Raw genomic sequence first — 21258 nt, 5'->3', positions numbered from 1 at the left:
CGCCGCTACGCCGCGCGACCGGCCGCCACTATCCGGCGTTCTCCGCCGGGGTGTAGGTGATGTACAGCCGGGTGAGCCCGCGCAGTATGAACGTCGGGATGTACCGGTAATCGCGGTTCCCCGCCGGGCCGTGCTTCTCCTCGTCGATCTGGATGTCCGCGGTGCGGTCGAGCAGGCGGTTGATGCTGACGACCGCCTCGGCGCGGGCGAGGGGGGCACCCGGGCAGGCGTGCACGCCGCGACCGAAGGCGACATGTGCGCGGGCGTTCTTGCGCTCGATGTCGAACGTGTCGGGCTCGGGGAACTTGCGCGGGTCGCGGTTCAGCGCCGCGTTGACCAGCATCACGGTGGTGCCGGCCGGGAGGTCCACGCCGCCGACCGTGACCGGGACCTTGGCCATCCGGAAGTCGCCGCGCACCGGGCTCTCGTAGCGCAGCGTCTCCTCGACCAGACCGGGGATCAGGTCGCGGTCGGCGCGCACCCGGGCCTGGAGCTCGGCGTCCTCGGCGAGCATCATGACCGCGCTGCTGAGCAGGCGGACGGTCGTCTCCTGCCCGGCGGCGAACAGGTTGGCCGCGACGCGCACGGCGTCGATGACCTCCGGCACGGTGCCGTCGGGGAAGGTGGCGGCGGCGATGCCGCTCAGCACGTCGCCGCGCGGGTTCGCACGGCGGTCGGAGATGTACTCGCTGAACTTGCCGTACAGGTATTCGAGCGGCGAGTGCGACATCGAGTCGCCGTCGCTGCTGCCGATCATCGTCCCGGTGAGCAGCGCGTGGCGGAACTCGTCGTGGTCCTCCTCCGGCACGCCGAGCAGGTCGGCGATCACGAGCATCGCGAACGCCTGCGCGAACTCCCCGTTGAACTCGACGCGGCCGTCACGCAGCACCTCGTCGTACTGGCGGTCGGCGAGCCGCCACATGAACTCCTCGTTCTCCGCGAGGCGCTTCGGCGTGATCATCCGCGACAGCAACGCCCGGTGCGCGGTATGCGTCGGCGGATCGAACGTCGGGAGCTGGTCGCTCAGCGGAAGCTTGTCGCGATGCTCGGCGATCAGGTCCGAGACGTCGTCCCCTTCGAGGGGGACGGGGAACCCCGGGAAGGGGCCGGTGACGGAGTTGCACGACGAGAACCGCTCGGTGTCGTTGTAGATGGCGACGGCTTCCTCGTAGCCCGTCACCATCATCACGTCGTGGTGCTTCTCCCGGCGCAGCGGGCACTCGCCCCGCAGCGCCGCAAAATAAGGGTACGGGTCCCGCAAGAGCTCGTTGTCCGTGAAGAAGTCGACGGAATCGACGTCGGTCATACCGGTCCTTCCCGACCTGGCCGGGTGTGCCCGGCCTCGTCGCGGACCGGCCCGGTGCCCGCGCGCGCGGGCGGGCGGGGCCGCTCGTTGGAGGTCCGGGCACGCCTGCGGCTGGTGAGCGTATCGCCGTGCTTCGGTGAGCTCTTACGCTACTGCGCTCTTCGCGTTCGAGAAACACTGTATTCGATTTTGAGAACACCGTTTTCACACAGGTGACCGCCCTCGTGCGCGGGACGGCACCGGAATTGCCGCGGTTCGACCGCTCCGCTCACCCCGCCCGGCGGACCACGACCACGGTATCGGTGAGGGTCCAGGTCTCCCCGTTCGGCCGGGTGGCTTGGCGTCGAGGCTGGTCAAGGCGTACGGCGGACCACTCGGCGGGGTCGAGCGCGAGTTCGCCGTGGATCTCCTCGGGACCGGCGAAGTGGGCGCCGGCGTGCGCGTGCGGTTCCCCGGTGTCCACCGGGCCGTGCTCGACGACCAGCAGCAGCCCCCCGGGGGCAAGCCCCCGGGCGGCCTTGCGCAGGACCTCGGCGCGCGGGAGGCCGAACGGCGACTGGAAGTACTGCGCGGAGACCAGGTCGAACACCCCCGCCGGAAAAGTCACGGCGAGATCGTGCTGCTCGGTGGCGACACGGTCCGCGACACCGGCTTCGGCCGCGTGGCTCGCCGTGCGCTCAAGCGCCGGGGCGGCGATGTCGACCGCGGTGACTTGCCAGCCGCGCCGGGCCAGCCACACCGCGTCGCCGCCTTCGCCGCAACCGAGGTCGAGGGCCCGGCCGGGGGTCAGCGCGTCGGCGGTCTCGACGAGCAGCGGATTGGGGGCACCGCTCCACAGCCGCTCCTGTCCGCCGTACAGCTTCTCCCAGAACTCGGTCGGGGATCCGGCGGTGGCGACGAGGTGGTTGTAGTCGTGGCTGGTCATGGGCGGGTTCCTTTCCCGTCGCGAGGTCTTGCGGCGCATGCGTCCCGGGCGCCGCGGTCCGGCAGACCAGGAGAGTGCGACGGCACCCGCCGAACTTGCAAGTTACGTTGCCGGTTCGGCAAGGTGGCGGGCATGGACGAGCTCAGCGACGTACTGGCCGCCGTCGGCCCGCGACTGCGGGAGCTGCGGCGCACCCGCGGCATCACCCTGGCCACTCTGTCCGAGCGCACCGGCATCTCCGAGAGCACGCTCTCCCGGCTGGAGAGCGGCGGACGCAAGCCCAATCTGGAGCTGCTGCTGCCGCTCGCCCGCGCATACGGCGTCCCGTTGGACGAGCTGGTCGGCGCCCCGCACACCGGCGATCCGCGCGTTCACCTGCGCCCGATCACACACGGCCCGGTCACCCACATCCCGCTGACCCGCCGCACGGGCGGCCCGCTCGCCCACAAGATGGTCATCCAGCCCAGCGGCCGCGAGCCCGAGCCGCAGACCCACGAAGGCTACGAGTGGCTGTACGTCCTCAACGGCCGCCTGCGCCTGGTGCTCGGCGACCGAACGCTCGTGCTGACCCCCGGCGAGGTCGCCGAGTTCGACACCCACGTCCCGCACTGGCTCGGCCCCGCCGACAGTCGGCCGGTGGAGATCCTGGTCATCTTCGGCCCGCAGGGCGAACGCGCACACCTGCGGGCGCGCCCCGGGTCGACCGGGTGAGCCTCACCGGACCGGCCCAGCTGCGTACGCGCGTGGAATGGCCCCTGAGCTGTGGCTACGCTGAGCGCATGCCGTCCTCCCGTCGTACCGCCCGCCAGACCGACGTGCTGAAGCGGCTGGTCGCCTTGTTCGCGGCCGAGGGTTTTGCGTCGTTCACCCTCGACGAGCTCACCGAACGACTGTCGTGCTCCAAGACCACGCTCTACCAACTCGCGGGCAGCAAGCAGGAGTTGGTCCGCGAGGCGGTCAAGCACTACTTCCGGGAGGCGGCGGCGGCCGTCGAGAAGCGGGTGGCGGACACGTCCGCGCCGGCCGACCGCGTGGTGGCGTACCTGGACGCGGTCGCCGAGCAACTGAGGCCTCTGTCCCGGCAGTTCCTCGACGACATGGCGCACTTCGAGCCGGCTCGCGAGGTGTACAAGGCGAACACGTACTTCGCCGCCGACCGGATCCGGCAGTTGATCGCGGAAGGCGTCGACGCCGGTGCGTTCCGCGAGGTGCACGCCGCGTTCGTGAGCGAGGTCGCCGCCGCGACGATGCAGGAGATCCAGCGCGGCGAGATCGCCAAGCGCACGGGCCTGACGGACGCGGAGGCGTACGCCGAGCTGGCCTCCCTCATCGTGCACGCGGTGTCGATGTGACGGCGACGTGACCCTGCACGCGGCCGTCGATGTGGCCTTGATGTGACGGCGCCGAACGCCTAGGCCGCGCCTCCCGGGAGGTCCACGTCCCAGTCCCGCAGCACCGCCTCGGTGTCCGCGCCCGGTTCCCCCGGGACCGACGGCGGTGCCGGCGGCGTACGCGAGAACCTCGGCGCGGGGGCGGCCTGGAGCACGCCGTCGACCTCAACCAGGGTGCCCCGGGCCGCGATGTGCGGGTGGGCGCCCGCCTCGGCGAAGGTGAGCACGGGCGTCACGCACGCGTCGGTCCCGGCGAAGTGCGCGGCCCACTCGTCGCGGGTGCGCGAGGCGAACAGTTCGGTGAACCGCGCCCGCAGCGCCGGCCACCCGGAGCGGTCGTCCTGGGCGGGCAGCCCGGCGGGATCCAGGCCCAGGCCGTCGAGCAGGGCCGCGTAGAAGTGCGGCTCCAGCGCGCCGACCGCGACGAACTTGCCGTCGGCGCACGTGTAGGTGTCGTAGTAGGGCGCGGCCCCGTCGAGGAGGTTCGCGCCGCGTTCGTCCGACCACGCGCCCATACCGCGCAGCGCGAGCGTCATCTGGCCGAGAAGGGCGGTGCCGTCGACCATCGCGGCGTCGACGACCTGCCCGGCACCCGAGCGCGAGCGCTCCCACAGCGCCGCCAGAACCCCGACGACCAGCAGCATCGACCCGCCGCCGAAGTCGCCGACCAGGTTGAGCGGCACAGGCGGCGGGCCGTCCTCGCGGCCCATCGCGTGCAGTGCGCCGGTGAGGCCGATGTAGTTGAGGTCGTGGCCGACGTCCTGGGCCATCGGGCCGTCCTGGCCCCAGCCGGTGATGCGGGCGTAGATGAGCCCCGGGTTCTCCTTGGCGCAGTCGTCGGGGCCGACGCCGAGGCGTTCGGCGACGCCGGGGCGCAGGCCCTCGATCAGCACGTCGGCGCGGGCGGCGAGGGCGAGCACGAGCGCGCGGCCCTCGGGTTGCTTGAGGTCCGCGAAGACGGAGCGTCGCCCGCGCAGGACGGCGTCGGTCGCGCCCGGCGGGCCGAACTGGAGCGCCCGGCCGGCGGGCCGCTCGACGCGCACGACCTCGGCGCCGAGGTCGGCCAGCACCATCGCCGCGTGGGGAGCCGGGCCGAGCCCCGCGAGTTCGAGGACGCGCAGGCCGGCGAGGGGGCCGGCGGATCCGTCATGGGTAGACATGGCCGAAGAATACTTGCAACGATACTCTCGTATCAATCACAGTATCGGCGTCCGCGACACCGCCCCGCCGGTATCAGTGTCAGCAGCGAGGAAGCCTCATGCCTGCCACCCGAACGCTCCCCACGCCCGAAGCCGTCGACCTGATCGGGCTGACCCGCAAGCTCGCCGAAAAGGAGCTCGCGCCCCGCGTCACCGAGGCGGAAGCCGAGGAGCGCTTCCCGCGCGACGTCTTCCGCACGCTCGGCCGCGCGGGCCTGCTCAGCCTGCCCTACCCCGAGGAATACGGCGGGGGCGGCCAGCCGTACGAGGTCTACCTCCAGGTCCTGGAGGAGATCGCCGCCGTGTGGTCGAGCGTCGGCGTCGGGGTCTCCGTGCACGCGCTGTCGTGCTTCCCGCTGGCCGCGTTCGGCACCGACGAGCAGAAGAACGCGTGGCTCCCGGACATGCTCGGCGCTGAACTCCTCGGCGCGTACTGCCTGTCCGAGGCGCACGCCGGCTCCGACCCGGCGGCGATGCGGACGCGGGCGGTCCGGGACGGCGACGACTACGTGCTCAACGGCGCCAAGGCCTGGACGACACACGGCGGGCACGCGGACTTCTACACGGTCATGGCCCGCACGTCCGACGAGCGCTCCCACGCGATCTCGTGCTTCCTCGTCCCGGCCGACACCCCCGGGCTGATCGCCGACCCGCCCGAGCGCAAGATGGGCCTCACCGGGTCGGCCACCGCGACCATGCGCCTGGAGAACGTCCGCATCCCCGCCGAGCGCCGGATCGGCGAGGAAGGCGACGGCCTGAAGATCGCCTTCGCCGCACTCGACCGCGGACGCCTCGGCATAGCGGCCGTCGCGACCGGCCTCGCGCAGGGCGCCCTCGACCACGCGGTGCGCTACGCGCAGGAGCGGGAGGCCTTCGGCCGGCCGATCATCGAGCACCAGGGCCTGGCGTTCCTGCTCGCCGACATGGCCGCGGCCGTCCAGGTCTCCCACGCCACGACGATCACCGCCGCGCGCCTGGGGGACGAAGGCCTGCCCTTCTCCTACGAGGCGTCCATCGCCAAACTTGTCGCGACCGACAACGCCATGAAGGTCACCACGGACGCGGTCCAGGTCCTCGGCGGCTACGGCTACACCCGCGACTTCCCGGTCGAGCGGTACATGCGCGAGGCCAAGGTCATGCAGATCTTCGAGGGCACGAACCAGATCCAGCGGCTCATCATCGGCCGTGCCCTGCGGAAGGACGGGCGCGGAGCCCTCCGGGTGCGGTAGACGGGGGCGGGTGCCGCCGCGACGGACGCCGGCTCGAATCCGGTGTGTCCACCCGGTTTTCTGCGCGTCTCCGCGAACGCCGCCGCGACGGGCGGCGGCCCGAAGCCGGTGTGTCAGTCCGCCGCCGATGTCTGCCGGAGCCACGCGGAGATCGAGCCGGCGAGGCGTTCGGAGTGGGTGAAGGGGCCGAAGTGGCTGAGGTCGGCGTGGTATTCGGCCTGGCCCTGGGGGAAGCGGTCCTCGATCCCTTCCAGCCACTCCGCCTCCGGGCCGCTGCCGCGCACGATCAGGACGGGGCATTTGACGTCCGGCATGACGTCGTACACGTTGGCGTTGCCCAGCGACAGGTATACCTGCGCCTCGTTGTCCGGCAGGCACTTGAGACGGACCTGGCCGCCGTCGTCGGCGAAGCCGTGTTCGACGTACGCCGCCAACACGTCGGGCTCGAACGCGTTCATCGGCGGCTTGGAGGAGTAGTTCTTCAGCGCGTCGGCACGGTCGGGGAAGACGGCCCGGCGCCGGCGCGTCGCGTTGATCATCACGCTGCCGGGCGGCGCCTCCCCGGGCTCCGCGGTCGGGTCGGTGACGGGCGGCAGGCCGGCCGGCTCGTACAGCCACAGCGCCCCGAACGTCCCCGGGCGGGCGGCCTCGGCGAGCAGGAGCGACGCTCCGCCGAGTGAGTGGCCGATGCCGATCGGTTTGCGCGGCCTCTCCGGAAGCGCGTCCACGGCGGTCAGAACGTCCTGGCCGAACGCGGCCCACGGGAACTCGTAGCCCTCGGGCGCCGCGGTGTCCCCGTGCCCGCGCAGGTCGATCCCGTGCGCGTCGACACCGGACAGGTGCCGTGCCAAGGGCCCCCAGATCCTGCCGTGGAACCCCGTGGCGTGCACGAAGAGGGCGGACGCCTCGGCGGTCGCCGCATCGCCGGCCGGGCCGGGCAGCGGGTGCACGGCGGGAATGATGTTCTCCGTGGAGAGAATGTGCATCACACAAGTGAACCAGGTCAACAATAGGCCGTTGGACTCACCCCCACCGCACCGGCCACGGCCGCTGCCGCGCACCCGGCCGGAGGCCGTGCGGGCGCGGGTGGGAATCTGGGGGTGGCGTCTTCGACTTTCGCACGCAGACACGGACGTGGCCGGGCGCCGCGGCTCCACCCGTCCGCTCGGCGGAGACGTCCGCCGCATGAGGAGGTACGAGTGACCACGCACTCCATCGCGCTGCACCCCCGGCGCGGTACGCACGACCCCCTGCCGATGACTCCGCCGCGCCTGCCCGGATCGGTGCGCCGGACCGCGGCACTGGACTCGGTGCGGCCCGACGGACTGCGCGGGCGCCTGTTGCTCACGGGCCACGGACGGGATCTGGTCACGGGCGCGGACGGCGTCTGCCGGGTGGCGGGGACCGCCCGCTTCGCGATGGAGATCGCGTACCTCACCGGCCGGACCATCGACGCCGTGACGTCCGACCCTGAGCTCCCCGAGCTGGAGGGGCTGCGCGGGGCCGTGGCGGGGCCCGGCTTCCGAGCACGGTTGGACGCGGTCGCCCCGGCCGAGCGGGACGCGCGTTCGCTGCTGTACCTGCTGCTCGACGACGTGCCGGGCGCCGCGCTGGTGTCGGGTTACGCGATCGGTGCGGCCGACGACCGGGTGAGACCGCCCCGGGTGGCCCGGAAGCCGCCGGCCGACCAGTGCGCGGGCTGGGCCTCCGACGCCACGATCATGCTGGAGATCGGCAACACCGGACGCACGCCGATCCCCACCGGCCCGGTGTCCCCGCCGCTGTCCGACGAGACGGATCCGCTCGCCTGGCACGACCTGCCCGACCTGCCGCCCCACGGCATGCGGCGGGCCCGGCGCCTCGACGTGGCCGCGGCCCCCGACGGACTGATGACGGTGGACCAGCACTTCCGCGACCTGCACATTTCCGCCGAGGGCAGGCCCACGATCGTGCACGAGTACGAAGTTCACGCCCGCGTCGAACCCGGCACGTGGCGCGTGGTCGACATCGAGGCGGTGCCGCGCGTCCTGCCGTGGCTGGAGTGCCCGGCAGCGGTGGCGAGTGCGCGGCGGCTGATCGGCCGCTCGCTGGTGGACGTGCGCACGGAGGTCCGCGCCGAGTTCCGGGGCACGTCGACGTGCACACACCTCAACGACCAGCTCCGCTCGCTGGCCGACGTGGTCGCGCTGGGGCCGCTGGTGCTCGGCTGACGGCCCGCCGCGGCAGACACGTCGGGGGCACGATCACCTTCGTGATCATGCCCCCGACGCTCGCCGCCCTGCTCCGACCGACCGCGGCCCCGCTAGTGCGGATTGCGGCGGCCTGCCGGGGAGTGCGTCTTCGCGATCGTCACGCGCGGCCCATCATGAACTTGGCGATGGGGGTCGCGGCGGGGAAGGAGCCGCTGATGCCGGAGCTGAAGTAGCCGGCGTCGGCGAGCAGCGTGATGCCGTTGACCGCCCGCGCGGCGTCGCTGCACAGGAACAGCAGGGGGTAGGCCTGCTCCATCGGCGTCGACGGCTGCGTGCCCACCTCGGCACGGTAGTCGGTGCCGAACCCGAGCCAGGTCTCCTTGTTGGACTGGGCCAGCGGGGTGTCCGTCGGGCCGGGGCAGATGGCGTTGATGCGGATGCCCTGCTTGAGGAGCGGCATCGCCTGGCTCGCGACGTACGCGCACACGGCCTGCTTGCTGTGCATGTAGTTGGCCATCTCGTTGTCCACCGCCCACTTGGAGGCGGCGTCGAAGTCGGTGATGGCCAGGTACTCCTGGAGCTTCGGCAGGTTCGCCTCCCAGCCGAGGCCGGCGGCCGAGGAGATGAACCCGATCGCGGACCCGCGCGGCATCATGCCCTCGGCGAGCAGACGGTCGATGAGGTACCGGTGGCCGATGAAGTTGATCTTCTCGATGCCCGGCGTCCCGTCGGCGACACCCGCGCACGACAGCAGGACGTCCACCCGGCCGCCGCACTCGGTGACGGCCGCGTCGATCGAGGCGGCGTCGGCGAGGTTGACGTGGATGCCCGTGACTCCCGGCAGGGTGACCTCGGCGAAGTCCATGACCACGACATCGGCGCCCGCGCTCTGGGCCAGCTCGGCAGCCGCCGCGCCCATGCCGGTCGCACCGCCGACCACGAGAACCCGCTTGCCGTCGAACCGGAACGCGTCGAACAGACTCATTCTTCTTTTTCTCCTCGCTGTGCCAGGTTTGGTGCCCGGGGTGGTGCTTGGTGTGGCTGTGTGTTCGGTGTGGTGCCCGGTGGTACCCGGTGGTGCCCGTGGTGGTGCCCGTGCCGATCAGGCGACGATGCCGCGGACCTTGAGGTCGACCACGGCATCCCAGTCGAACCCAAGTTCGGCGAGGATCGCGTCGCCGTGCTCGTTGAACTCCGGCGCCCGCTTCGGCTCGGCCGGTTTCTCGTCGAACTGCACGGGTGCCGCCGCCAGCTGGAACGGCGTTCCATCGGCGGTTTCGCAGTCTTGCACATAGCCGTTGGCGACCGTCTGGGGGTCCGCCGCAGCCTCGATGGTGTCCTGGACGACGGTCCACTGGCCGCTGAAGTCTTCAAGCCGTACGCGCCACTCCGCGAGCGTCCGCGCCCCGAACGCCTCGCCGAGGATCTGTATCGCGGCGCCGCTGTTGGCGGTCAGCGCCGTGTGGTCGGCGAAGCGGGGGTCGTCCACCAGGTCCGGCCGGTCGATCACCGCGCACATGGGCGCCCAGTACCGCAGTGCCTGGAGGCACGAGAAGGACAGCCAACGGCCGTCCTTCGTGCGATAGTTGCCGACCAGTGGGTTGGCCGGCACGACGTCGGCGGGCCGCGGGTGCCACGGGACGTCCAGCACCAGCGACAGGCCCAGCGCCTGCCCCATCGCCCACATGCCCGTGCCGAGCAGCGACACGTCGACCACGGTGGCCTCGCCCGTGCGCTCGCGGTGGAACAGCGCACCCATGATCCCGCCGGCGATCGTCATGGCACCGATGGAGTCGCCGAAGCCGGGGGCCGGCGGCGGGACGACGTGCCCGTACTCGGGGCGTGACAGGCCCACCGCGACTCCCGCACGCGACCAGAAGGCGAGCGAGTCGTACGATCCCTTGTCGGCGTCGGGCCCGCGCTCGCCCTGGCCGGTTCCGCGGACGTAGACGATGTCGGGGTTGTGCGCGCGAATCGTGTCCACGTCGATCTTCAGCTTCGCCCGCACGCTCGGCAGCTTGTTGGTGAGGAAGACGTCGGACTGCGCCACGAGCTTGTAGAGGATGGCCAGGCCTTCTTCGGACGTGAGGTCGAGGCCGAGGCTTCGCTTGCCGCGGTTGGAGTGTTCGAGCAGGACGTGCACGCTGTCGGGCACCACGGCCATGCCGGTGGAGGCGAGCGCACGCATGGCGTCACCGCGCTCGACGTGCTCGATCTTGACGACATCGGCGCCCCAGTCGGCCAGCAGGGCCGACGAAGCGGGTACGAACGTGTGCTCGGCAACTTCGAGGATACGGACACCTTGCATCACTGCGGTCACGTGCGGTCCTCCCGTTTTCCGGCTCGGCGCCCTGCGACCGCCCCGAGCCACGACTCCCCCGACGGTTCGCTGAACAGACGTTTGAACCTAGGACGCGCGGCTTCGCCCTGTCCAGAGTCGGCAAGGCCCCCGCCTCGGCGGACGACCCGGCCCGCGGAACGGCGATGGCGCGGCTCGGCGCGAACGGTCCGAACCCCGTCTCGGACCGACGCCCGCGAGTCCCCGAAGCCCCGGCCGAATTCGCGCCGGACCGCTCCAACTCGCAAACACCGCAAGGCAGTCGCAGCGAGTCCGCGCCGGGGGCGCGCACGTCCGGCGGCTGCACGCACCAACGGGTGGAAACACCCGGCCCGGCCCGTCCGAGGTCGGGGGAACCCGCTCGCGCGTGCGCCACCGGCTCACGGCCGGAGCCCGAGCGGAACAAGACCCCCCGGACACCACCCCCACCCACCACCGGACCGCCCGTCCGCCTCGGCCCCGACTCCTGTGACACTTACGCGCGTTGTGGCCTTCAGCCGACGGCTGGCGCTCGTCGCGGGCCGCCCTACCGATAGGTTGCTGGTTGGCATTTCACCGCAGTACCAAAGGAGTTGGCATGCGGGATGGTTCGGTGGCGATCGTGGGCGGGAGCATCGGCGGCTGCGCGGCGGCAATGGCCGCTGTGCAAGCCGGCGCCGAACGGGTGGAGGTCTTCGAGCGGTCGGGAAACCGCTTGGAGGAGTGGGGCATGGGGCTGGCCGTCAACCAGGCGCGGTATGAGGAACTTGCCGCCGCGGGCTACCTCGACGACGACATACCGTTCGTCCGGTTCCGTCGGCGGCGCTGGGTCGTACGCGAGGGCGACGACCCGCTCGGACGCGAACTCGGCGTCCAGGACTTCGCCTTCCGCGGATACACGTGGAGCGTGCTGTGGCGGGAGCTGCGCCGGAGGGTGTCCGGCCGGGCGGTCTACCACCCGGGCACGACCATCCAGGAGGCCGCGAACACGGGCAACGCGGCGGAAGTGACCTTCCAGGACGGCTCGTCCCGGTCCTTCGACCTGGTGATCGGCAGCGACGGCTACCGCTCGACCGTGCGCGCCGCGCTGTTCCCGGACAGCCGGCCCACCTACGCGAGGTATGTGGCGTGGCGCGGCACACTGCCGGCCTCCGACCTGCCCGACGGCCTGGACTGGGACCCGTCGGAGGCCGTCACCCTGCTCTTCCCGCAGGGCCACGCCGTTCTGTACCGGATACCGTCCGCGGACGGCGGCACCACCGTCAACTGGCTGGTGTACGGCGCTCCTCCCGCCGACACCGAGATCGCCCCGGATGCCCCGACAAGCCTGCCTCCGGGCCGCACGACCGACAAACTGATCAGCCACCTCGGCGACCTGGTCGAACGCCGTCTCCCCCCGCTCTGGGCCGAGACCATCCGCCGCAGCGGCGACGGCATCTACGTCCAGCCCATCTACGACCTCGTCTCACCGCAGTACACCTCGGGCCGTCTCGCCCTCCTCGGCGACGCCGCCACGGTCGCGCGCCCGCACACCGGCGCCGGGGCGGTGAAAGCGCTCCAGGACGCGACCGCCCTGGAAGCCGCGCTGCGCGAGAGCTCGACCTGGGACGAGGCCCTGCACCGCTACGACAAGGAACGCCGCGACGTCGGCCACGCCATGGTCGACCTCGGCCGCCGCCTCGGCCTCGCCCAGGTCGAGCAGGTCCCTGACTGGTCCGACATGGACGACGGCGCCCTGCGCACCTGGTGGGCCGAACTCGTCGAGAAGTCGGGAGGATTCGGCGGCTTCAGCCTGAACTCCCCGCGCCTGGCCTCCTGATCGGACGCGCGCTCACACGGCGACGCCCGGCGACGAAGCGGCTGCCCCGACCTCCGGGGCAGCCGATCGCGGGAGGGCGATGCGTCCCGGCTCGCTCCCGCCCGCGGCGCCGGTCACCCGGGTGGTGCCCGGCGCCGTCGAGGCCGGCCGCCGGGTGAAGGTGCGGGCGGGCGTTACGCGGGAATCCCCCGGGCGCCGTCCAGGCCGTCCGCGAATGCGTCCACCAGCTCGTCGAGGAACGCCGTGCCCTGCGGGTCGACGCGGTCGGGGCCGTCCCCGTCGGCGGGGTGGATGTACTGATCGTGGACGAACCACCCCTGGGACACGTGCGTCGCCCCGAGCGAGGTGAGCACCGGGCGCAGCGCGTAGTCGAGGGCGAGGACGTGTGCCGGGGTACCGCCGGTGAGCACCGGCAGGACCGCCTTGCCGCGCAGTGCGAACTGCGGCAGAACGTCGAGGAAGGCCTTGAGTATGCCGCTGTAGGCGGCTTTGTACACGGGGCTGGCGACGACCAGCGCGTCGGCCTTCTCCACGCGGTCGAGCGCGGCGCGGATCGCCGGATCGGCGAAGTCGGCGTGCAGCAGCGCCTGCGCGGGCAGGTCGCGGACGGCCAGGCGGTCGACCTGGTGTCCGGCGGCTTCGAGGCGGTCGGACATGTGGGCGGCGACGATGCCGGTACGGGAGACGGCTGAGGGCGAGCCCCACACCGTGAGCACGGAAGACAAGGCGATGCTCCGAGGGTGGTGATGATGCGGACAGGACTGGTGACGACTATGGGGCTGCCGCGGCGGGACGGCAGGCACCTCGCGCGGGCGGAACGCGGTCGCGGATGGCTGCCGCGCAATACCGCCGTGCGCGGGTCTCGCGGCGCTGCGGGCCCGACGGCAAGGGCATGGACCGGGCCGGTGGCGGACGCGCGAGCGGGTTCCGCCCGACCACGGACGGGCCGGGTGTCTGCACTCGTCGGTCGCATGCGGTCGGACGCCCGAGACCGGGGCGCGGCCTTGGCCCGGTCTCGCGCCGGCCGTGCGTCGCATCCGCCGCGGCCTCAGGCGGTCGCGCCGCCACAACACGCGGCGCTGAAGACCCGGCCGAGGTCGAGGTAAAGCCGGCCGCACAGGCGGGTCTCGTGCGACATGGCGCCTCCCCGTCCTTTCCGGCTTTTCCGGCCTTTCGGCTGATGTGCCGTCACTTGTCACAGATTCACGAAATACGCGCGAATTACGGCATATTCAATGTCCGTTCGGTCATGAATCGCTTCGGAAACTACGGCAAGCGCCGCGGTTGGTCAACGTGGACAGTGTGGCGAAGGCGTTCGCACCGCCGGTTCGGTGGGTGCGACCTGCGCCCGGTGCCGCGCCGCCGCATCGACCGCGGCGGGTTCCGCTTCCACGAAGCCTCGCCCCCGGCGTCCGGCCGACCTCGCCACTCGAAGCCCCGCCGCAGCCGTCGAAGCCGCGTCGGGACCGGCGCCGGCCCGCGCGTGCGGGACCGCAAGCGAGGGGAATCCCGAACCCGAGGCCGTGGCGTTCGCCCTATCCTCGGGGCCGTGGTGACGACATGAGGGCGCTCGGGCCGGACGACCCGCGGACCGTCGGGACGTACCGCATTTTGCGGGTACTCGGCGCGGGCGGCATGGGGCGCGTGTACGTGGGGCGCAGCCGTACCGGACGGATCGTCGCGGTCAAGGTGATCCTGCCCGGCCTCGCCGACGACCCGGGGTTCCGCGACCGGTTCCGGCGTGAGGTCGCGTCCGCGCGGCGGGTGGGCGGTTCGTGGACCGCTCCGGTGCTCGATGCCGACACCGAGGCCGAACAACCGTGGCTGGTCACGGGCTACGTGCCGGGCCTGTCTCTGGGAGAGGCCGTCGCCGACCGCGGCCCGCTGCCGTCCTCCTCGCTGCGCGCTCTTGCCGCCGGGCTGGCCGAGGCACTGACCGCGGTCCACGACAAGGGCGTCGTGCACCGCGACCTGAAGCCGTCGAATGTGATGCTGTCGCCGGACGGGCCGCGCGTCATCGATTTCGGCATCTCGCGTGCGGTTGACGCGAGCGTGCTGACACGCACCGGGCTGACCGTCGGGTCACCGGGGTTCATGGCGCCCGAGCAGATCGAGGGCGCGGACATCGGCCCGGCCGCGGACGTGTTCGCGCTCGGCGCGGTGCTGACGTTCGCCGCGACCGGCAACGGGCCGTTCGGCGAGGGGAATTCGCAGGCGCTGATTTTCCGCATCCTCGCGCAGGAACCCCGGCTCGAAGCGGTCCCCGAGGAGTTCCGGCCCATCGTCGCCGCATGCCTGGCCAAGAACCCGGCGGAGCGCCCCGCTCCGTCGGACGTGCTGCGTACGGTGGCGCCGGACGGCGACGCCGACGCGCTGATCACCACCGGCTGGCTTCCACCCGACCTCGCAAACGCCGTCAGCCGACGCGCGGTTGCCCTGCTGGAGCTCGAAGACGAGCCGACCGGGGAGCAGTTGCCGCCGACGCCGACGCCCTTCGGCCCGGCGTCCGGATTCGGCCGGGACGCACCGCCGTTCGGCTCACCGCCGTCGTACCTGACCGCGGCCGACGCGCCTCCGTACGTCGTCCCTGCGACGCAACCGGCGGCTCCACCGCCCGTGCTGGCGCCCGACCGCGGGCGCTCGGCCCTGCCGTACGTCGCCGCGATCGTCGTGGCCGGCATCGCCGTGATCATCGCGGTCCTCGTCACCCGGGGCGACGACGGGAACGACAGAGGCGACAAGGCCAACATCAGCGCCTCGGGCACACCGACCCCGACCGTGCAGGCGACGACCGGGACCGGGCCCGTCACCCCTCCGCTGCTGAACGCGACCGGCAAGGGGGCTCTGCCGAACTCCTACGTCGGAACCTGGACCGGCACCACCACAACGGCGGACGGGCTGGTCAGCCAGCAGATCACCATCACCCTTCGGCCCGGCGACACGGGAACCGTCGTGGCGGACATGAAGGCCACAGCGCTCGGACTGGAGTGCACGGGCGAATCCAAGCTGCTGGGCATCGCACCGGACGGGCTGCTCCTGCAGGACGTGCCCGGCAGCGGCAGCACCCGAAACTTCTTCTGCACGGAAGGCGGCGAATACACCCTGCAGCCGCAGTCGGACGGAACCCTCCTTTTCACCTCGCACTCCGCCGGCTCCGGAGGCCTTGCGGGCCGGCTGGCCAAATCGGCATGACGGGCGCAGCATCGGGCAACGGCCTTGTCAGCCCCGCATTTTCGGGATGTCCGCCGTCTCGTCCAGGAATCCGCCGGACTGGTGGTGCCACAGTTTGGCGTACATCCCCTCGCACGCGAGGAGTTCGGCGTGCGTTCCCTGTTCGACGATCGTGCCCTGGTCGAGCACGACGAGCCGGTCCATGCGCGCGACCGTGCTGAGACGGTGTGCCACCAACAGCGCGGTACGGCCCTCCATCAGCCGCCACAGCGCCTCCTGGACGAGGCTTTCACTCTCCGAGTCCAGCGCGCTGGTGGCCTCGTCGAGCAGCAGGACCGGCGCGTCCCGCAGGATCGCGCGGGCCAGCGCCACCCGTTGGCGTTGTCCGCCCGACAGTTTCACTCCGCGTTCGCCGACCAGTGTGTCGAACCCGTCAGGCAGCGCCTCGGCGAACTCCAGAACGTGCGCGGCGCGGGCCGCGCGGACGATCTCCTCGTGGGTTGCGCCCGGACGGGCGAACGCGATGTTCTCCCGCAGGCTCCGGTGGAACATGGCCGGGTCCTGCGGCACGTAGGCGATCAGGCTGCGCAGATCGGCCTGGCGCAGCCGGGTGATGTCCTGGCCCCCGACCAGGATCCGCCCTTCGCGCACGTCCATGAAACGCAGCAGCAGCCGGGTCAGTGTGCTCTTGCCGCCACCGGAGCGGCCGACCAGGCCGACCTTCGCACCGCTGGGCACGTGCAGGTCCAGCTTGTCGAACAGCTGCTGCGCACCCGCGTACCCGAACGTCACGTCGCAGAACCGGACGTCGGCCGAGGCCCCGCGCAGCGGTTCGGGCTCCGGCGGGTCGACCACCGTGGGCGGTGTGAACAACAGCTCGGTGAACTGGGCGGCCTCGGTCAGTGAGCTCTCCAACCGCCGGTAGATCTGGTTGAATTCGAACATGATGCGGGTGGCGTTGGTGTAGTAGGTGAACGCCACGACGGTCGCCTCCACACCGAGCCCACCGCGCACGGTGACGGCGAGCCACAGACCGAGCGCGGTGGCGAGTACGGACAGCGGGGCCACGATGGTGTCGATGCGCAGGTTCGAGTAGTCCCATGACCGCAGGGCGAGCCTGCGGTTCTCGGCCACCCGCGCCTGGTGCTCGGCCGCCTCGTGTCCCTCGGCGGCGAACGCCCGCACGGTCTCCATGTTCGTCAGGCTGTCGGCGACGTGCCCGGACACCCGCGCGACGGCGGCTTCCCGTTCGTCGACGAGGAGTTGGCGACGCCGGATCAGCGGCGCGATGACCACGGCGGTGGCCGTCAGCAGGCCGAGGAGGGCGACGACCAAGAGCGGGTCGTACAGCCAGAGCACGACGCACGCGAAACCCAGCGGGACAATTCTGGCGACCACGGAGAATGCGAGCGCGTCGACGAACTCCTCGTAGCGTGAGGCGAAGCTGAGCACGCGTTTGGTGAGCGAGCCGGCGAAGTTGTCGTGGAAGAAGGCCGCGTCTTTGGCCAGCAACTCGTCCATGCCGAAGACGTACAGGTTCTCGATACCGCGGGCTTCGGTGCGGTTGAGGCAGTGGATGCCGATGCGCCACAGCGTTTCCGCGAGCAGGCCGGTGGCGGCGAAGGCGAGCACGTACGGCAGCACCGAGGTGCCGCCGTCGGCGAGGTGGCCGACCAGTCTGGCGACGACCAGCGGCGCGATGTAGAAGAGACAGACGTTCCCCAGCGCGGGCAGCAACAGCGCGGGTGTCGAAACGCGCCGGCTGCGGGAGAGTTCCCGGCCGTAAAGGCGCAGCGCGGATAAGAGTGCGGTTTTGCGTTCCGGCGAATTCGGTTCGGGTTCCCCCGGTTCGGCTTCCCCGGGTGCGGACGCGGACATTCGTCCCCCTCACGGGCGGTGCGGGCAGCGGTGAGGCAATGCTGCCGTATGGAGACGAAAGCGGCGATCGAATAAAAACCGTTGTGATGGCGTGATTTTATGCTTCACATTGGCGCGGGCGACTCGCCCCGAAGCCACTTGCCGGCCTTCGTCGCGGACGCGACACCCCAAGGGTCGAGGCGACCGCGTGCGCGCGGTCGGCCGTCAGTTCTGTCTCCCCTGCCCGCCGAGGCGGTCCCACTGGACGATGCCGTCGTTGCACAGGCGCACCCGGCCGAGGTCGGGCGCGGAGGCGGCCACGGCGATGGATTCCTGGAAGACCCAGACCGGGATATCCCGGTTGACCTCCAGTTGGACCCTCGTATACGCGTCGCGGCGGACGGCGGGGGCGTCGGCGGTGCGGGCGTCGGCGAGCGCCTTGTCGACGGTGGGGTTGTGGTAGCCGCTCAAGTTGGACTTGCTGGTGGAGTGGAAGAAGTTGTACAGGCCCGGCTCGGGATCGCTGAACCACTGCTGGCCCAGTGCGGCGCTCCAACCCCAGTCGTCTTTGCGGACCGTCGTGATGAAGTCCTCGGCGTCGGCGATCTGCACCTGCATCTCCACACCCGGGTAGGCGCTCAGGGTGTCGCGGATGTACTCGCCGATCGCGACCATCAGGGGCGCCTGCGGGACGACGACCACGAAGCGCAGCGGCTTCGTGCCGCCGGCGGTGGCGCGTGCGAACAGGGCGCGGGCCTGGTCGGGTTGGTTCTCCGTCATGGCGAGCTGGGGGTTGGCCACGGGCGAGCTGCCGGAGAAGACGCCCCGCGCCGGCAGGCCCTCGCCGCCGAAGAAGCGCTCGTCCACCTGTGCGGAACTCAGCGCGAGAGCGGCGGCCTTGCGTGTCTCCGGGTCGTTGAAGGGGGACGCCGCGGTGTTGAAGATCAGCATCGAGCCGCCGTCCAGGCGGATCTGCTCGACCTGGAGCTTGCGCTGTGCGGCGTGGGAGCGGGCGTCGGCGCGGAAGAGCACCGAGGCGTCGAGCCGGCCGCCGGCGACCTCGTCGGTGACGTGCGCGGGGTCGGCGTCGACGACCAGGGTCAGCGTCTCGTGGCGCGGAAGGCCGTCGGCGGCCTGCCAGTAGTTCGGGTTGCGGACGAAGACCTGGCGTCCGGCGGTCCATTCGGAAAGGATGTACGGCCCGGCTCCGACCGGTTCGCGGCCGATGCCGACGGGGTCCTTGCGGATCGCGGCGGGCGAGACGATGAAGCCGAGGTGCCGTGCGACGCTCCGGTCGAAGTTGCTGTTGGGGCGGGCCAGCCGCACCTGGAGCGTGAGCGGGTCGAGCACGCGCAGCGCCGAGATGTCGGCTGTGGCGGCGAGTTGCAGCGAGCGGTTCGTGGGATCCCGGTGGCGCTCCCAGTTGAACCGCACGGCCTCGGCGTCGTAGGGCGTGCCGTCGGTGAACCGTATGCCGGGGCGCAGCCGCAGCGTCCACACCTGGCCGCCCTCGGCCGGGGTGAGGCTTTCGGCGATCTGCGGCGTCACCGTCCCGGTGGCCGGATCGGACCACACCAGCATGTCGTAGACCGCGGCGAGCCGGTTTCCGTCGGCCGCTCCGTAGGTGTTCGTGGCCAACGGGTCCATGCTCGCCGCCTCCTGCGGCAGCGCGACGGTGAGCGCGCCCGCGGCGCCCGCTCCGGTGGCGACAGGGGCGGCCTCGCCGCCGGGGTCCGAGCACGCGGTGACGGTGACGAGCAAGGCGGCGAGAACCGCGGCGAGGCCTCTGCGGAGACCGAGACGAGCGACGGAGCGAGTCCGCATGGGGTGGCAAACCTCATTCATGGGTCGGCGGGCCGGCGCGGCACGGTTTCCGGTGCCGCGGTGGTTCGGTGACGCCGCCGGTGCCCGCGCAGGGGCTTTGCCGGGCCCTGGAGGAAATCGGCCAAGGAACGGCTCATTTCACCCGGTTTTGTCCCGGATTTTCCGCCCCCCACACCCCCGTGACGGACGCAGCCGACTGCTGTCGAAGCTGTGCTGCGCACATCTCAGCCATCGGACCGTGCCGCGGCAATGTGTTGCCACATGTTGCAGGGGCCGCCGGTGGTCCGGCGGATGCGTGGGCTCCTCCCGCGTCCCGGCTGCAACACACGGCAACCGCTGGCCGCCGGCGCCGACCGGCGGCGACCATGCACCGGTGCCGGACCGCCCAGCTTCGCGCGACGGTTTCGGCCCGCTTGCTCGGCCACCGCAAAGGAGTGTGCACCACCCATGTCCTTCCCCGACGGTTTCCTTTGGGGTTCGGCCACGGCCGCCCACCAGATCGAGGGCAACAACCTCGCCAGCGACTTCTGGGCACTTGAGCACGTGGCGAACTCGCGGTTCGCCGAGCCCAGCGGGGACGCCTGCGACCACTATCGGTTGTTCCGGCAGGACATCGCGCTCATGGCCGAACTGGGCCTGAACAGCTTCCGGTTCACGATCGAGTGGGCGCGGGTCGAGCCGGAGGACGGTTTCCACTCGGCCGCCGCCATCGCGCACTACCGCGACGTGCTGGAGGCCTGCCACGCGGCGGGCGTGGTCCCGGTGGTCACGCTGCACCACTTCTCCAGCCCGAACTGGCTGATGAAGCTTGGCAGTTGGGAGTACGCCGGGACTCCCGAGCGGTTCGCCGCGTACTGCCGGACGGTGATGACCGAGCTCGGCGATCTGATCCCGTACGTGTGCACGATCAACGAGGCCAATATCGGCCGCGTGATCCGGCGCATCATCGCGGGCGGCGGCGAGGGACGGCGCGCGCCGGTCGAACAGGCGCCGGTCGGCCTGGGAGACGGGCCGGTCGAAGCCCCCGCGGCACGGGCCGACGAGAAGGTGTCCGGCGGCCAGACCATCTTCCTGTCCGCGTTCACCGACGAGGCGTTCGACGTCATCACGCGCGCCCACGTGGCGGCGCGCGAGGCGATCCGGGAAGTCAGCCCGAACAGCAAGGTCGGCATCACGCTGGCGTTGCAGGACGTCCAGGCGCTCCCCGGCGGCGAGAAGGCGGCCGACGCGGTGTGGGCCGAACTGTTCGAGGACTTCCTGCCCGCGATGGCCGGGGACGACTTCGTCGGCGTGCAGAACTACTCACGCATCCGGGTCGGCGCGGACGGCGTGGCGCCGCTCCCCGAGGGCGCCGAAGTGACGCAGATGGGCTACGAGTTCTACCCCGAGGCGCTCGGCAACGTCCTGCGTCGCGCGGCGTCGGCGGGGCTGCCGATGATGGTGACGGAGAACGGGATCGCGACCGACGACGACGCGCGCCGTGTGGAGTTCATCCGCCTCGCGTTGGACGGTGTGGAACGCTGCCTCGCGGACGGTGTGGACGTACGCGGCTACCTGCACTGGACGACGCTGGACAACTTCGAGTGGATGCACGGGTTCAAGCCGAAGTTCGGCCTGATCGCCGTCGACCGCGCGACGCAGCGCCGTACCCCGAAGGACAGCGCCCGCTACCTGGGCGCGATTGCGCGGCGCAACGCGCTCGGCTGAGGCCGCGAATCACCACGACGCGGCAACGGGCGCCGAGGAGATGACGGGCACTGCCCTGTCGTCCCCCGGCGCCCCGCGTTGTCACGCCGGTCCCGCGGCCGTCAGGGAACGACGTAGCCGCCGTCGACCGGGAGCCCCACGCCGGTGATGAACGACGACTCGTCGCTGGCGAGGAAGAGCATCGCCGCGGCAAGCTCCTCGGCGCGGCCCCAGCGGTTCATGGGCTGGGCCTTCATGATGGAGTCGGTCGGTTCGGCGTTCGGGTCGTCGGTGGCCAGGCCGGTCCAGGTCATGCCGGGGCAGATCGCGTTGATCCGGATG

The 21258-nt window shown here is 71.5% G+C and carries 17 protein-coding genes; 7 read left to right on the top strand and 10 right to left on the bottom strand.

The features are described from left to right. Positions 1-28: 28 nt before the first annotated feature. Positions 29-1306, bottom strand: coding sequence for a cytochrome P450 (locus tag ACRX5W_RS29480; RefSeq protein WP_436791414.1), 1278 nt, complete (start codon positions 1304-1306; stop codon positions 29-31). Positions 1307-1574: 268 nt separating this feature from the next. Next, on the bottom strand, positions 1575-2231 hold the full coding sequence (locus tag ACRX5W_RS29475) for an SAM-dependent methyltransferase (RefSeq protein WP_436791413.1): 657 nt from the start codon (positions 2229-2231) through the stop codon (positions 1575-1577). Positions 2232-2363: 132 nt separating this feature from the next. On the opposite strand from ACRX5W_RS29475, the gene ACRX5W_RS29470 reads away from it, so the two are divergent. After that, positions 2364-2942 carry a helix-turn-helix domain-containing protein gene (locus ACRX5W_RS29470; protein ID WP_436791412.1) on the top strand — a complete coding sequence of 193 codons (579 nt, stop codon included), beginning with the start codon at positions 2364-2366 and terminating at the stop codon, positions 2940-2942. 68 nt (positions 2943-3010) lie between these two features. Further along, a complete protein-coding gene (locus ACRX5W_RS29465) occupies positions 3011-3583 on the top strand; it encodes a TetR/AcrR family transcriptional regulator (protein WP_436791411.1) in 573 nt (190 codons plus the stop codon). A gap of 59 nt (positions 3584-3642) precedes the next feature. Here ACRX5W_RS29465 and ACRX5W_RS29460 read toward each other — a convergent pair whose 3' ends face one another. Beyond that, complete coding sequence (locus ACRX5W_RS29460) at positions 3643-4782, bottom strand: CaiB/BaiF CoA transferase family protein (RefSeq protein ID WP_436791410.1); 1140 nt, start codon at positions 4780-4782, stop codon at positions 3643-3645. 98 nt (positions 4783-4880) lie between these two features. On the opposite strand from ACRX5W_RS29460, the gene ACRX5W_RS29455 reads away from it, so the two are divergent. Then, positions 4881-6050 (top strand): acyl-CoA dehydrogenase family protein, encoded by a 1170-nt coding sequence (locus ACRX5W_RS29455; RefSeq protein ID WP_436791409.1) that lies wholly within the window; start codon positions 4881-4883, stop codon positions 6048-6050. Between the two features lie 113 nt (positions 6051-6163). Here the strand turns inward: ACRX5W_RS29455 and ACRX5W_RS29450 are convergent, their stop codons facing one another. Next, positions 6164-7036, bottom strand: coding sequence for an alpha/beta hydrolase (locus tag ACRX5W_RS29450; RefSeq protein WP_436791408.1), 873 nt, complete (start codon positions 7034-7036; stop codon positions 6164-6166). Positions 7037-7249: 213 nt separating this feature from the next. On the opposite strand from ACRX5W_RS29450, the gene ACRX5W_RS29445 reads away from it, so the two are divergent. After that, positions 7250-8260 (top strand): DUF2889 domain-containing protein, encoded by a 1011-nt coding sequence (locus ACRX5W_RS29445; protein ID WP_436791407.1) that lies wholly within the window; start codon positions 7250-7252, stop codon positions 8258-8260. Between the two features lie 139 nt (positions 8261-8399). On the opposite strand, the gene ACRX5W_RS29440 is transcribed toward ACRX5W_RS29445, so the two are convergent. Continuing rightward, positions 8400-9227, bottom strand: a complete 828-nt coding sequence (locus ACRX5W_RS29440; RefSeq protein ID WP_436791406.1) for an SDR family oxidoreductase — start codon at positions 9225-9227, stop codon at positions 8400-8402. A gap of 117 nt (positions 9228-9344) precedes the next feature. Further along, positions 9345-10562 carry a CaiB/BaiF CoA transferase family protein gene (locus ACRX5W_RS29435; RefSeq protein ID WP_436791405.1) on the bottom strand — a complete coding sequence of 406 codons (1218 nt, stop codon included), beginning with the start codon at positions 10560-10562 and terminating at the stop codon, positions 9345-9347. A gap of 595 nt (positions 10563-11157) precedes the next feature. On the opposite strand from ACRX5W_RS29435, the gene ACRX5W_RS29430 reads away from it, so the two are divergent. Further along, positions 11158-12378, top strand: coding sequence for an FAD-dependent monooxygenase (locus ACRX5W_RS29430; protein WP_436791404.1), 1221 nt, complete (start codon positions 11158-11160; stop codon positions 12376-12378). A 173-nt stretch (positions 12379-12551) separates the two neighbouring features. Here ACRX5W_RS29430 and ssuE read toward each other — a convergent pair whose 3' ends face one another. Next, positions 12552-13103, bottom strand: a complete 552-nt coding sequence (ssuE, locus tag ACRX5W_RS29425) for an NADPH-dependent FMN reductase (RefSeq protein WP_436791403.1) — start codon at positions 13101-13103, stop codon at positions 12552-12554. An 835-nt stretch (positions 13104-13938) separates the two neighbouring features. On the opposite strand from ssuE, the gene ACRX5W_RS29420 reads away from it, so the two are divergent. Beyond that, a complete protein-coding gene (locus tag ACRX5W_RS29420; protein ID WP_436791402.1) occupies positions 13939-15570 on the top strand; it encodes a serine/threonine-protein kinase in 1632 nt (543 codons plus the stop codon). A gap of 27 nt (positions 15571-15597) precedes the next feature. On the opposite strand, the gene ACRX5W_RS29415 is transcribed toward ACRX5W_RS29420, so the two are convergent. Further along, the gene (locus ACRX5W_RS29415) at positions 15598-17427 is read right to left on the bottom strand and encodes an ABC transporter ATP-binding protein (protein ID WP_436791401.1); all 1830 of its coding nucleotides are present in this window, start codon (positions 17425-17427) and stop codon (positions 15598-15600) included. A 204-nt stretch (positions 17428-17631) separates the two neighbouring features. Continuing rightward, entirely contained in the window at positions 17632-19230 is a 1599-nt protein-coding gene (locus tag ACRX5W_RS29410) for an ABC transporter substrate-binding protein (RefSeq protein WP_436791400.1), read from the bottom strand. Positions 19231-19677: 447 nt separating this feature from the next. Between ACRX5W_RS29410 and ACRX5W_RS29405 the strand changes: the two genes are divergently transcribed. Next, positions 19678-20937 (top strand): glycoside hydrolase family 1 protein, encoded by a 1260-nt coding sequence (locus tag ACRX5W_RS29405; RefSeq protein WP_436791399.1) that lies wholly within the window; start codon positions 19678-19680, stop codon positions 20935-20937. Positions 20938-21038: 101 nt separating this feature from the next. Here the strand turns inward: ACRX5W_RS29405 and ACRX5W_RS29400 are convergent. Continuing rightward, positions 21039-21258: SDR family oxidoreductase (locus ACRX5W_RS29400; RefSeq protein ID WP_436791398.1), on the bottom strand; the 220-nt coding region annotated here is incomplete at its 5' end.

The organism is Yinghuangia sp. YIM S10712 (assembly GCF_051388935.1).
In the GTDB taxonomy this organism is placed as follows: domain Bacteria; phylum Actinomycetota; class Actinomycetes; order Streptomycetales; family Streptomycetaceae; genus Yinghuangia.
The sequence above is the reverse complement of the archived record's forward strand: the minus strand, read 5'-3'. Positions and strand labels throughout refer to the sequence as shown.